The sequence below is a fragment of the Streptomyces saintjeani genome (genome assembly GCF_055409605.1).
The window spans coordinates 8,858,388-8,872,584 of the sequence record NZ_CP189624.1 but is presented as its reverse complement, the minus strand read 5'-3'; the positions used below and the strand labels follow the sequence as shown (position 1 = coordinate 8,872,584).

Here is a 14,197-nt window from a genome sequence, read left to right as displayed (position 1 = left end):
CAGGGTGTCTACGCCAGCTGATCACTTCGAGGTCCCGTGCCTGCCGCTCCATCCTCCCCGGTCCCTGCCGTTCTGGCGAAACTGGGTCCCCTTTACCAGCACGACACCGGCCGCCTGCGCGCCCACCTCCAGCGCGTACCCGACCCGCGTTCACGTCGCGGACGGTGGTATCCCCTGGTCGGCCTGCTGCTGATCTGTGCCTGCGCAGTCGTCTCCGGCGCCCGGACCATCACCGAGATCACCGAGTGGGGACAGCGCGCCACGATCACGGTGCTGGAGCTGCTCGGCATCCGCCGCCACCTGCCCGGACGTCGCCGCGCCCCGTCCCACGCCACCTTCACCCGGCTCCTGGCCGCCCTCGACGGCGATGCCCTGGACGCCGCGATCGGCGCCTACCTCGCCGAACGTGACCACACCGGCGTCGGTGCCACCGGCTCGGCGCCGCGGCCGGCGGTCGCGGTGGACGGCAAGGCGCTGTCCGGCTCCGCGCACCGGCAGCAGCGTCACCGGCACCTGCTGTCCGCCGTCACCCACGCCCCCACCGTCACCCTGGCCCAGCGGGAGGTGGGGGCCAAGACAGGCGAGACGGCCGCCTTCCGCCCGCTGCTTCAACCACTCGATCTGGCCGGAGCCGTGGTCACCTTCGACGCCCTGCACAGCGTCAAGGACCAGGTGCGCTGGCTGGTGCAGGAGAAGAAGGCCCACTACATCGCGGTGGTCAAGGGAAACCAGCCGACCGCGTCGGCCCAGCTCAAAGCCCTGCCGTGGGAACAGGTGCCCGTAGCGCACACCGTCTCCCAGGCCGGGCACGGGCGGCGGGAGTCCCGCTCGGTCAAGACCATGGCCATCGCGGCGAACCTGGGCGGGATCGCCTTCCCCGAAGCGCGGCTGGCCCTGCGCATCCACCGGCGCCGTCAGGAGAGCGGCAAGCGGCAGACCCGGGAGACGGTCTACGCCGTCACCAGCCTCGATACCCACCAGGCCAGCCCCGCTGACCTGGGCGGATATGTGCGCGGGCACTGGGGAATCGAAAATTCCAGCCACCACGTCAGAGATGTGGTGTTCGCCGAGGACGCCTCCACCGTCCACACCGGCAACGCACCGCGGGCAATGGCCGCTCTGCGGAACCTGGCCATCGGCAGGCTGCGGCTGCTGGGAGCCGACAACATCGCCAAGACCACCCGAGCGATCCGGGACGCACCCGAACACGCCCTCTGGATCTGGGGCATCACCGACAGCCCACTCCTACCAGGAACTTGAAGCCGCCCTGCCTCAAACGGAGTCTGCCCATGCACAGCCGGGCCCGTGACCAGGCCCAACTCGCTGCCGAGACCCGCCGATTCTTCCACCGCCGCCAACGTCAGCCACACATCGTCCGCGGCTACTTCGACGGACCCCACGTCCGTTACATCCTCGAATAGAACCCTTTGAGTTTCGGATCAATAGGTGCATCAACGCCTCCGACATAGCGTCCGCCGGAAAGCATGAAACGCGCATCATCCCCGGGACTGCAATACGGGGAAGCACTCTCCGATTCCAGGTTCTCAATGGCTTCATCGATCAGACACACAATCCCTAGCCACGTCTCGGCGCGATACGATTTGCGATTTACTATGGCGGTAAGGATCAAGCCCGATCAGCCCATCTAAGGGTCTCCGGCACCCCGCCCACTGCACCCTTGAACGGAACCCTTCGACCTTCGGATCAATATCCAAGAACATCCTCTGTAGAGAAATCTCCGATCTCAATATCATTAACGAAAGTTTCCCAGAATCCATCTTGAAAGAAAGCTTCTGGGTCAGCGGTCCGAACGATCATTTCCACGTCCTTTGCCGCAGTCATCCACTCGCTATCATCGTCATCTGAGCCATAGAAGGGGAACCGTTCGATCACTTCCCTTACGATCGCAACAAATTTCGGAAGTGAGGTGCTCACAAGACTCACATAACTTGCTCCCCTCTCACATTTAACCACCGCACCCGTTACGGAATCCAATAGCACGCTGCCAAATAGTCCGGTCGAACCGAACCTCACAAAGCGCCCGCGCTCCAGAGACGTAACTCTCGTTAGAGTAGCTGCAGCACGATAAGCAGCCCCAATCATTGACACCGGGACTTCAAGCATTAGATCTGGACCATCCCAGTCAGCATCCCTACCGCTTGAACCATGGACCTGCACCAAACCAAAGGACGGCCAGTTCTCGTCAGCCATATCCACCATTACATACCCCAACCCGAACGTTTCTCGGAGAGGTGGTGCCTCATCTGAAAGATTGAGGCACCACCCTGCACTTTAACTACTTGAATAGATCATTGATCGTGGCCTTTATTTCTGCGTTGACTGCTCCGCGGTCAACGCCATTCCACTGCCAGGACCAACTGGTATTCATTCCCTCTGTTAGACCCTCGCACTTATTCGCGCATGGCTGACGCTCGGAGTATAGTTCCACGATCCTCCTGTCGCCAGCTTGCCTGATCAGGTCTTCTTCCGCATGGATACCCGCACCGGAGCGACCAATCAGAACCGTCCCGTCCTCCAGTCGCGCGGCACCATAATTATTTCCCTTGTTCTTGTCTATCAACCGCTGGAACGCCGTCGCCCTGCTCAGTTCCGTACTGCCATACGCAACCAGTCCGCAAGCTGGTCCTGAATTATGAACCAGTACCGGCGTGGCACCAGCAAAGACATAGTACGTGTGGAGTTCCTCGACCGTGAGGTTGTACATGTCAGCGGCGCCGACCCAGTGCTGCACCCCGATCAGCCGGACATGGCCGTTGTCGGCAGTGACGAGGTCGTGGCCTGGGGTGAGTTCGCCTGCCGAAATCCACTCGTGCGCCGTGTCGTCCCAGAAGGGGTGATTCGAGGTGGCATTGATGGTGACGGTGCGGCCCTGCTCGTCACGGATTCTCAGGTCGACAAGGTCCGTGTCGCGGTGCCATCCCTGGGCAGTGACGGTACGCGGCCCTTGGTGTTTGCCCGTTTTCGGGTCCGCCGCTTCCACTTCGTCACCGGGTTTGATCTTCCCGATCTGTTTGGTACGCCCGCCCTTCATGAGCACGCGGGTCGAGGGGGTGAAGCTGCACAGGACTCGCCCAGCCTTGCTCATTGCTCTGAGAAACTTGAGCCCGCCCCTCGCTACGCCCCCGACATCGGCTGAGGACATGGCATAGCCGAGGGTGTCGCACTTTTCCTGGTTGTGATTGAAGGAGCACTGGTACCAGGGTTCGATCACCGTCATGTCACCCAGGGCGGATGCGACGGTCTTCAGGAGCTGGTCGTCGGTGTCCAGCTCTGCTTGGGTGTAGCAGACGTTGTACTTCGGGTTGGAGCTGAAGGCGTTGCCGAAGCATTTGTTCGGCTTGGTGAAGTAGTCGTAGAGTTCTTGCGCCTTTTTCTGATCCTCCTTCTTTTTGTCCTCGAAGTACTTCCTGGTGTCTCTGTTACCCTTCTCGACCTTCTTTTTGTTGTCGGCGACGCATTTCGCGTTGCAGGTGTTGTCTTTCTTGCCGCACAGTTCGGGGTTGATGTCGCACTTGCTGCGGCCGGTCGGGTCGCTGTAGGTGACCGGGTTGTTCTCGGTGTAGCTGTAGCCGTTCATCTGTTGCGGGTCGGCCGAGTCCATGACGGGGTCGACGCTGAGGAAGCGGCCGGTTTCGACGTCGTACTCGCGGGCGCCGAGGTGGGTCAGTCCGGTCGTGGTGTCGTCGGTGCCGCCGATGAATCCCTTCTGGCCTGGCCAGGAGGCCGGGGGCGTGCCGCGAGGGGCGCCGAAGGGCGTGGAGCGGCGCTGTTGCATGGACAGGTCGGTGGCGCTGACGGCGAGTTCGGAGGTGCCGTGGTGGTCGCCGACGAGGAACGACAGTTTGCCGTCGTCGGTGCGGATCGCCTGGTTGCCGCCGCCGAGGTCGTAGTAGCGGGTGGCCTTGGCAGTGGTGGCGCCCTTGGCGAGGGTGATCTCGGTCGAGCCGAGGTAGAGCGTGGTGTCGGTGTCGGTGCGGCGGATCAGGCGGTTGCCGTCGGCGTCGTAGACGTAGGAGGTGGTCTTGGTCCCCTCGGTGACCTTGGCGAGGTGGCCTTCGGCGTCCCAGTCGAGAGTCTGCTGGTCACCGTCGATGGTGCGGGTGCGGGTGTTGCCGACCCTGTCGTAGGTGTAGGTGTCGACCGACGTGCTGGTGGGCGCGGTGGTGGTGACCTGGGTCAAGCCGTGCGGCCGGGGGGACTTGGGCGCGGGGTATTCGTAGGTGCGCTTGATGTCCTTGGCGGCGTCACCGGTGGTGTCGTGGAGTGTCTCGGTGCTCCGGTTGCCGGTGGTGTCGTAGGTGAACGACTGCCAGTACGGCGCGGGGCCGCCGAGCAGGGATCCGGCAACGGCGGAGCATCCGGTGGTGCCCTGTGCCCAGGCTTCGGTGAGTCGGCTGAGGTGGTCGTAGCGGAAGCACTGGTTGTCGGTGCCGTCGCGCGACACGTCACCGATCGACGTGACGTTGCCGGCCTCGTCGTAGCCGTACGTGGAGGACTTGTCGACGCCGGGTACGCCCTCGCGGTCGACCCGCGTGTTGTCCAGGCGCTGCGTGCCCCACTGGTAGGTGTTGGTGACCTGGGTCTTCTTGCCGCCGCTCTGGTAGGTGAACTGGAGCGGTTTGCCGGTGAAGCTGTAGGAGGTGGCGGTGAGGTAGGTGACGCCGCCCGTGCCGGAGAGGGTGACCGGGCGCAGGACGTCGTCGTACGTCGGGGTGAGGACGTCGGCGGCGAGGCTGCCCGCTGCCGGGTAGCTGCTCGACTGGACGGTGCCGTCGAGGTTGTACTTGGCGTTCGACTGGTAGGCCCCGGCCAGGACTCCTTCGGACGACGGGATCGTGGTGGTCACCCGGTTGGGGCGGTAGAGCGTGTCGTAGATGTTGTACGTAGTGGTGTAAGCGCTGCCGCTCGCGCCACCGATGTAACGGGTGGCGGAGGCCAGTTGGCCCTCGTAGCCGGACGGGTCCCAGACGTGCTTGGTCAGCAGCGGGCCCGTGGCGGGGCCGTCGTGGGTCTCCAGCTCCCGGCCGAGCCCGTCGTAGACGTAGGTGAGGGTCTGCTTGGGCTCGCGGTCATCGGTGCTGGTGAGCAGTTGGTTGCGGTCGTCGTAGGTGTAAGTGGTCTCGCCCTTGTCGGGGTCCTTCGCCCTGGTCTTGTTGCCGCGCTGGTCATAGCCGTATGTCCAGAGGTTGCCGACGGGGTCGGTGACCGTGGTGAGGTGCCCGGCGGGGTCGTAGTCGTAGTGGGTCGTGAGCGGGGTGCCGGTGGGGGTGGCGGCGTTGTACTGGAGGAGGTCGGTGGTGTTGCCCCGGGCGTCGGTGACCGTGGTGCTCGGGGTGCCGCCGGCCGGCGGGGTGATCGTGGTGCGGTCGCCGCCGTAGCTGGTGACGGTGGTGCCCAGGACGGTGCCTCCGTCCCCGTTGCCCGCTATCTGCTGGGACTTGGTGACGCGCCCCAGGCCGTCGTAGGTGTTCCAGGTCTGGGTCTCCACCGCCAGGGCATCGTCGAGCTTCAGCAGTTCGGTGGAAGGGGCGGCGGTGTTGTAGTACGGCGCGAAGAGCTTGGCTGTCAGGCCGCGTTCGTCGTAGAAGACGTCGTTGACGAGTCTGCCGCCGGACGGGCCGGGGGCCTGTGTCTGGCGGGCTTGTAGGAAGCCGTCGTACAGGGTGTAGGCGGTGCGTTGTCCGCCGTCGTTCTTCAGGGTCTTGGTGGCCACGGCCACCGGTTTGCCGTCGGTGATGATGTAGGCGAACTCGTGGTTCGGGGTCTGGTTGTTGGCCTGGGAGCGGTCGGGGAGCCAGATCTTGAGGCGGCGGCCCAGCGCGTCGTAGGTGGTGTCGGTGCGCTTGTTGTTGGTGTCCATCACTGTCACGGGCAGTCCGCGCAGCGGGTCGTACGTGGTCTTGCTGGTCTGGGCGGTGGAGGCGGTGCCCGCGGTGGCCAGCGGGCTGGTGATGGTGACCGTGGTCGGGAAGCCGGTGGCCGGGCTGTAGGCCGTGGTTGTGGTGCGGCCGTCGCTGCGGGCGGTGCGGGTGGGGGTGCCGGTCGCGGTCGCGGTGACCGTGGCGGTGATGTCGGTGCTGGTGAGCTGGCGGCCGTACGTCGTGTCGAAGGTGGTGCCGGCTTCCAGGTAGGTCGCGGTGGTGCCGTTGTGCGACGTCAGGGTCGCGATGCGGGTGGGGTCGCCTTTGGTGGGAGCGGCGTCGTACGCCTGGCCGTCGTAGGCGGTACGGATGTCGGACAGGACGTTCTTGGAGCGGTCCGGGACGACGTCGCATCGGACCGCCACGCTCTCCGCTCGCGAGGGTTTGTTGAGGATCCAGGCGGTGGTGTTGTCGACGTAGGTGGTGCGGGTGCACCGGTCGTCGTTGTCGGTGCTGGTGTCTCCGAAGTCGTCGGAGCGGATGACGCGCCCGGCGGTGTTCTCGAAGGTGTTGGTCTGGTATGTCTGCCGCCATTTGCTGCCGGCGCCGTCGTCGAGGGAGGTCCAGGTCCGGATGGCGGCGGTGCCGGTCAGGTTCGCGGTGGTGGTGCTGGTCAGGTCGTCGGGGGTGGTGCCCAGCCTGATCCTGTTGGCCGTCTCGTGGTGCCAGGGTGTGCTGACGGTCTTTTCGAGGATCCGGCCGCCGGGGCCGCTGTACTCCTCGGTCTTGTACTCGAAGCCGGCCGCGGACTCGTGGTCGGTGATGGTGCCGCCGTTGTCGTCGGAGACGGTGACCGACTTGGTGCCGTCGTCGTTGGAGGGGCCCTTGTGGTCGCCGTCCATGCCGCGCAGGAAGTAGTGGTCGGTCTGCGACTTCATGCCGACCGGGTCCTGGCCGCCGGCGCGTTCGCGTACGTGGCCGTAGCCGCGCCACTGTGACCAGGTCTTGTACTTCTCCTTGGTCAGGCCGTCGTCGTCGGCGTAGTGCCAGGCCGCACCGTCCAGGTACTCGTAGCGGGTGACTTGGTCCGGTGAGGACTTGGTGCGGTCGGTTTCGGTGACCGACTCCACCACGTACTTGTTGAACCACTGCAGGGTCGGGTTGGCGTCGCCCGACTTGGTGAAGTAGACCGGGTAGCAGCGGGTGGTATTGGTCTGCGGGGTGGGCAGGTTGCCCGCGTCACAGACCGGGGCGGAGTAGTTGACGTCGATCTGTCCGCCGGACTCGTCGGCGACGGTGGAGAGACGTTCCTTGATGAACGGCGCGGTGTTGTCGCCGGGGATGTCGAGGCGGTTGGCGTCCTGGTGGTATCCGAAGGTGACCTTGGGGAGGGTGACTTCGGGGGTGGCCGTCTTGCCGGTGTGCTGGATCGAGTCGAGCAGCAGCTGGTAGTCGATGTCCGCCATGCCCCAGCGGTGGCCCAGTGTCCAGGTGTCGATCGGGGCGTAGGTGCCGTCGGACTTCAGTACCTGTGTGGTGACCGCGGTCAGCCGCTTGCGGGTCCAGAAGGTCGGGGAGGCGGATTTGGTGCAGTCCTCCCCGGACTTGCAGGTCAGGTCCCAGGGTGTGTCGTACCAGTAGAACTTCTTGTCGTCGATGGTCGAGGCGTCGCAGGTCACACCGGTCTGCGGCAGGCAGCGCTCGCTCGACGTGAAGCTGACCTTGGCCAGGGCCTTGGCCGAGTAGACGGCGTCGTCGCGCAGCCCGTACTCGATCCGGTCGAGGTAGCCGCCGCGGTCGTAGACCGTCTCGTCGGCGGCCTTGATGTTGCGGGCGTAGTAGTTGGATTCCTTCTTGTAGTAGTAGGCGATCGCGTTGCCGTGGACGTCGACGGCGTAGTCGAGGTTCCAGCGGTATGCCTGCTGGCACCAGGAGTCGGCGAAGGTGGCGGCGTGGCAGGGCTCGTTGTCGTCGTCGCCGTAGACGGGGGTCGTCCAGACGGAGTCGGTGGTGTCCTTGCCCGATGCCCAGCCGGGCAGGCGGTGGTAGCCGAAGAAGTACTGGGTGCCGTCGGTCGTGGTGACCTTCCAGTACTCGTCGTCGTGGGCTCCGTTGGAGCGGACGTCGCCGGTGGTGCCGTAGACGCGCTGGACCTTGGTGCCGTCGTCGCCCTCGATCTTGAAGGTGTTGGTGCCGGTCGCGACCAGCTCACCTGCGTGCCCGTTGAACGAGATGGTGGCGTTGTCGAACGCCCAGCACATGTCGCCGGGCTTGTTGCCGTCGGCGTTCTTCACGCCGTCGTCGGCGCAGCTCTTGTAACTGCGGTCGATGGAACCTGGCCACAGACCGAAGCCGTCGCCCACCCACGAGGACTGGTTGTTGGTCGAGGAGGTACGGCCGTCGATGGCCCCGGAGGAGTAGGACAGGCCCACGCTGGGAGCGAACTTGCCCGGCACGCCCGGCACGGGCATGCCGTACGACCAGGAGAAACTGCCCGAGTTCAGGTTCGCGGACCATGTCGCGGAGGGGGACAGCTGGCTGGCGGTGTAGTCGCCGTGGTCGCTGGAGGCTCCGTCGGCGGCAGCGGTGGTGGCCGCCAGCATCATCGGCTGTGCACCGGAAACGCTGACATCCCCGGACAGTGTGGTTCCGTCGTTGCGGGCGTTGACCGGCTGCTGTTTGCGGCACTCCGCCCGCTGGGGGGTCGTCGCGGCGCAGGCGGGCAGTTGGACGAGTTTCAGGCGGGCGGCGTAGGCGCCGCCGTACGCCTGTGAGAAGGCGGACGTGTCGACGTTGACACCGACGGCGGTGCCCTGGGCGCCGGTTTCGCGCCGGACGGAGAACAGCAGGCCCTCGACGCCTGCTTGCTGGGCGGCTTTCGTGTCCAGGACGCGTACGGTCACGGAACCCGACAACGCCGCCGCTTTCTTGGCAGCGGGCGTGGTCAGCGACACCGGCAGCATCCCCGCCCGCCGGGCCGCAGCCTTCCCACCCGGGCTCAGGGTGACAGTGGCCGATCCGGGCTTTGCCCACGTGTGCCGTGGCGGAGCCGGCGTTATGCGTTGCCCGTCGGTCCCTCGCGGCAACGACTTCACCGTGTGTCCCGAAAGCGCCTTCTCCGAGGCCGGGACCTTCGGCATGTCGTCCGTCTGCGCCACCGACGGTGTGAACGCGCCTTGCAACAGCGTTCCGACCAACACAGCGGACACGGTCACGGCGATTCTTCGCCGTGTTCTCCCCCGCCCCCATACATTCACTGCCACAGTGCCCCCTCCTCAGACTCGAAGCCCCCGCACTCGGGGACCGTCCCGACGCGGGCAGACACGGTCACTCGGGACAGGCCCGGTCGTGTCTCCCCGTACGCTCACTGGTTCTTGTCGACGCACGGCGGCTCAGTGGTCCGCACGGGGACCGTGGCCGCCTGAGAAATGCCCGCCCGCTCTGTCGAGTGGGGGTTGAAGAGCCAGGCCGGTGGGGGCGGGTTTCTGGTTCCGCCCCCACCGGTCCGGTGGGCCGCTACGGGCCGGGGACCGTGGCCAGGTCCGTGCCGTTGGCCAGCCGGGCGATCTGCTCGTCCGAGGCCACGCCCTGGAAGGTCCACACGTCGTCGATCACGCCGGGCCAGTACTCCCCCGGTACGCCGTCTGTTTTGCCGCGGCCCAGTTGGAGTCCGGCGGTGGCGTTGAACGGCAGGACATGGGAGTTCCAGGACACCGAGTCGGTGCAACCCGCGGTGTCCGGGCTGCCGTCTCCGTCGCTGTCGGTGCAGACGACCTGTTCCAGGCTGCCGTCGACGTACAGCCGCATCTGGTCGGCGAAGGCGTCGTAGACCACCGCCAGATGGTTCCAGTTCGTGTTGTTCATGTAGTTGGGATGCTCGGCCGTTGCCGTGGCCGCGCCCTTGACGTCGGAGCCCGCCATCACCAACTGCCACCGGCCGGCGTTCGCCGGGTCGGTCTCGCTGGGCACGTACCGCACCGCGAAGCCGCTGTTGACCGACCCCGCCTGCGAGAACACCGTCACCGGATGATCCGGCCGGGCCGCAGCACTCACCCACGCGGCGGCGGTGAAACTGGTCCCGGTGGACACGGGCGAGGTGGCCGTGAAGGCATAGTCGCCGTTGCCGTTCAGCGACAGCCCGCCGTCACCGATGTAGTTAGAGCTGCCGGAAGTGTCGATGGAGGCATTGCCGGCCAGCGTCAGCGGCCGGTTCCCCGAGGAGTCGTCGGCGGAAACTTTCGGCGTGCCGGACGCGGAGTCCAGCTTCCAGCGGCCCTGGACGACCGGGCGGGCCTTGTTCAGGTCCTTCACCTCGTCACCGGACAGCGCCCGGTCGAACAGCCGGACGTCGTCGAGGCCGCCCTTGAGATAACCGCCCGTGCTGGAGGTGTAGTCGGCCGCGCCGAGAGTGACCGGGCCGGTGGCCAGCCAAGGGGTTGTGAAGGGCTGGGTGTCCTCCAGGACGCCGTCGACGTAGAGCCGGATCTGCGCGGTATCGGCGTCGTAGACGCCCACGACGTGGGTCCACTCACCGAGCCTGGCGCCCGCGCAGTTGACGTTCTCGGCACAGGCGTTCTGCTGGGCCCGCACGAAGGCGGAGTCCGTCGCGTTGGTGCTGGCCCGCATGAAGACCCAGCCGCCAAGCGCCGAGGAGTGGTACAGCTCGAAACCGCGCTGGCTGGAGCCACCCTGGGTGACGGCGACCATCGCACGTGCTTCCTTGTCCTTCGGCAGCCTGGCCCAGGCCGAGACCGCGAAACTCTGGACCGTGTCGATCACCGGCTGCGTGCTGCGTACGACGTCGTCGGTGCCGTCCAGGTTCAACGCCGTGCCGTCCACGCCCGCAGCACCCAGCTGGGCACCGCCCTTGACGTCGGCGGTCACCGCCTGGGCCCGGCCGGCGACCGAGGTGGCGTTCGCGTCCTCGTCCATCGGCCAGACCACCTTCGCAGGGCGGGAGGTGATGACCGGCTGCTTGTTGTACAGGCGGCTGATCTGATCGCCGGTGAGCTGGTAGTCGAAGAGCTGAGCCTCGTCCAGGTCGCCGGGGAAGTAGTAGTTCACGACGCCGCGGTGCTGGGTGGCGCCGAGGAACGTGCGGCCTCGGGCGTCCCACGGGGTGGTGAACGCCGCGCTCCCGGCCAGCGCACCGTTGACGTACAGCCTCATCTGTCCCGCACCGTTGTCGAACACGCCGACCAGGTGGGTCCATGTGCCCAGCCGCGCGGCGGCGCAGGCAGTGTCGCCGGTCGGGCAGGCCGGCTGCGAAGCACGGGTGACGACCGGGGCCGCGACATCGGCACTGTGCCGCAGGAACTGCCAGCCACCCAGCGACGGCGAGTAGTAGATCTCGAAGCCGACGGCCTCGGCGCCGTTCTGTGAGACAGCCACCGCAGCGGCGCTAGGCTGGGTGGTGGGCAGCTTGGCCCAGGCCGACACGGAGAAACTCTTGGCCGTATTGAGCACCGGAGAGGTGGTGGCGGCGTAGTCATCGGTGCCGTCGAAGTGCAGACCGTGGCCTGCGACGCCCTCCCCTCCCGAAGTGGCCCCGTTCAACTGGGCGGGCCACTCACCGCCCACACCGCTGACCGTGGCCGAACCCGCCGGCTCGTCGAGTTTCAGGTTCAGCCGGTCGGGCTGGCCCGCGTTGACCCGGAACTGGTACGTGCGGATCTCGCTGCCGTTGCCCGCGGCGTCGAACGCCTGGGCCGTGATGAAGTTGACGCCGGACGTCGTCGGCATGAACTTCGTCGTCTGCGGGCCACCGGCCGAGGTGGTCAGCGTGTGCGCACTGGTCGGATTGCCGTTGACGCCGAACCAGTACTTGGACACGTCCGTGGACGTGGAGTCGATGGTGAAGGCCCCGTACCGGCCCACCCCGTCCAGCCACGGATCGTTCGGGTCGTCGGGGTCCGAGGGCGGGTACTGGGTAGAGGTGATCGAGGGACCGGCGGGCACGCTCGTGTCGTAGACCATGGCGCAGTCGGTCGCCGCACCCGCGTAACTCCACGGGGACCACTGCGCACTGTCGTAGGAGCGCGCGTGCCAGCCGACCGTCTTGTTCTTGGGGACGCTTGACGGAAGCGAGACCGCGAAGTCGGAACCCGACTTCTTGTACGTGGTCAGGGCCGAGGTCCAGCGTTCCGTGTAGCCCTTGCCGTCACCGCTGTCCCAGGCCGCCTGGAACTGCACGGCGACGTTGTCACCATCCGGGTCCGTCACATCGTTCGCCCGGATCGTGGGCAGAGTACGGACCCGCTTGGCGGTCGAGGAGCAGACGCCTCCCGGGTCCTGCGTCAGCTGAGCCATGCGGATCTGCGTCGGGGGACGGTTGTACTGCACCCGAAGCCACGCGTCGTCGGAGAACCGCTTCCACGACTGCGCGCTGTTCTCGTCCCGGGCCTTCAGCCCGAACGTCGTGGTCGACCAGCCGTTGGCCGCCGCCTGCTGCACCGCACGCAGGGCCCAGAACTCCACGCTGCCGCCGGGGCAGTCACTGCTCCAGCCCTTCGCCTCGCTCTGGGTCTTCAGCAGATCGATCCAGAACCCGTCGGCGGTCTGCGTGTTCCACGTGGTGGAGGAGCTGACCCCCTTCGTACGCCACAACTGCACGTCGGTCTTGGTGCAGCTGTACGAGTGCGTCTCGTTGACCACGAACTCCGCCGACAGGATCGACTTGCCCGCGAAACGCGAGGTCGGGATCGTGTAGAAGATCCGCTTGACGTCCGCAGGTGCACAGCGCGCGTCACCCGCGCAGTACCCCATGCCCGAGTCGGCGTTGCCGTTGAACTTCCACTGCGGGGACGACGCCCAGAACCGGGAGACGAAGGTCCAGCCGCCCGCCTTCGGCGCATACCACTGAGGGTCGATGTAGACCGGGAACGTGGCGTTCTTCAGCAGATCCTGATCGGGCTTCAGCACCATTGCGTCACCGCTCGCGGGAATGCTCACGTCGATGGGAGCGACCTTCGCGGACTCGCTGGGCCCGTGCGACGGGTCGGGAGCCTCGGCCTCGGGGCCGAGGGACAGGGAAGCAGTCTTGGCCGTCTTCCTGGCCGTCGTACTCGCTGACTTGGTCGCCGACTTGGTCGCCGTGCTCTTGCTGGAGTCCCACATCACCGGTTGCGGCGCCTCGAACACCGAACCCCCGGCGCCCTTGTCGACCGCAGCGAGGCCACCGTCCGGCGTGACGCGTACGTCCATGTCGCCCGCGTCCATCGCCAGCCGCAGCTCGGCCAGCTTCGGGTCCGCAGCCGCTTCGGGTGTCTTGACCACCAGCCTCTCCGAGGCGCCGTCGACACTCGCCTTGACCTGGAGGTCCACGTCCTTGAACACCGACGGATACGTCGCCGTGGCACCGTCGATCACCGGCTTCGGCAGCTCCGTCGGCCAGGACAGGGCCAGTTTCCGGCCCGCCTTCACCAGGGTGATCAGCGGCTTCTCCTTGCCGCCGCCGGAGAACGCGACGTCCACCGCCGACACCTTGGGCGCGATGCTGCCGTCCGCGCGTTCCTCCAGCGCGGTGTCGATGTCCTTCCACCCGCCGTCCACCCTCGCCCGCACCGGATTCAGATGCTCGACGGCCTCGAAATTTCCGTTCGGCAGGGCGTACGTCTCGCTGGTCTCACCACGCAGCGAGGTGATCTCCACCTTCCGCCCGGAACTCGCGGCCCGGCTGAAAGCAGCGCTCTCCGCGTCTTCCGCCGACATGGCCCCTTGAGCCGCTGCCTGCTGCGCACGGGGAGTAGCTACCGCCGTCCCCATGACAGCAGGTACCACTCCGCCCAGCAATGTCAGACCTGCAACGGCACTCACCGCACATGCGGCAGCGCGGCCCCGTCTGGGAACCGTCATCCCCCCAGCCCTCCCCCGGACTTACTCACGAACAAGCATTTGACACATGGCTCACAGAAAGTAAGAGGGATGTAAAGATTCGTCTAGGCCCGCAGGTGAGAGCATTGCAATGTTTACTTGATTTTTTATCAAAATCAGCACACGTGACCCCTATTGCGTGACTTACATCACAGGCGTGTCGACCCCGGATGCAACTCTTCGGCACTTGATTGCCTCCCACGCGCGGCACGTTCCCAGATCTGGGCCACCGGGCGAACCACGGCGATCGGGTGTGCAATGTGCGCGTGATCTTGCCTCATGACAACTGCCCTGACTCTGACCCCGGTCAGTGATCTCGCTTCCAGCTCTATCCGATCCGCGCTCGAACGATCGCTCTTTTCCAAGACACCAGCGGGACTGTAAGACGTTCGGGTCTTCCAAGATTTTCGTAGCCGTTGATCGCCGGGTTTGGCGGAGCATCA

The 14,197-nt window shown here is 66.1% G+C and carries 4 protein-coding genes; 1 reads left to right on the top strand and 3 read right to left on the bottom strand.

All coding sequences use genetic code 11. The features are described 5' to 3' along the window. The first annotated feature begins 36 nt into the window (after positions 1 to 36). Positions 37 to 1,260 carry an ISAs1 family transposase gene (locus ACQCO7_RS39725; protein ID WP_464076375.1) on the top strand — a complete coding sequence of 408 codons (1,224 nt, stop codon included), beginning with the start codon at positions 37 to 39 and terminating at the stop codon, positions 1,258 to 1,260. A 444-nt stretch (positions 1,261 to 1,704) separates the two neighbouring features. Here ACQCO7_RS39725 and ACQCO7_RS39720 read toward each other — a convergent pair whose 3' ends face one another. From ACQCO7_RS39720 to ACQCO7_RS39710, 3 genes are all read right to left on the bottom strand, one after another. Further along, the gene (locus tag ACQCO7_RS39720) at positions 1,705 to 2,211 is read right to left on the bottom strand and encodes an SUKH-4 family immunity protein (protein WP_464076374.1); all 507 of its coding nucleotides are present in this window, start codon (positions 2,209 to 2,211) and stop codon (positions 1,705 to 1,707) included. A gap of 85 nt (positions 2,212 to 2,296) precedes the next feature. After that, on the bottom strand, positions 2,297 to 8,836 hold the full coding sequence (locus ACQCO7_RS39715; RefSeq protein WP_464076373.1) for an RHS repeat-associated core domain-containing protein: 6,540 nt from the start codon (positions 8,834 to 8,836) through the stop codon (positions 2,297 to 2,299). Between the two features lie 562 nt (positions 8,837 to 9,398). After that, complete coding sequence (locus tag ACQCO7_RS39710) at positions 9,399 to 13,592, bottom strand: LamG-like jellyroll fold domain-containing protein (protein WP_464076372.1); 4,194 nt, start codon at positions 13,590 to 13,592, stop codon at positions 9,399 to 9,401. Between the last annotated feature and the right edge of the window lie 605 nt (positions 13,593 to 14,197).

Coding starts and splice junctions, on each gene's coding strand:
- ACQCO7_RS39710 (WP_464076372.1), bottom strand. CDS start 13,592: ATGTCGGCGGAAGACGCGGAGAGCGCTGCTTTCAGCCGGGCCGCGAGT.
- ACQCO7_RS39720 (WP_464076374.1), bottom strand. CDS start 2,211: ATGGCTGACGAGAACTGGCCGTCCTTTGGTTTGGTGCAGGTCCATGGT.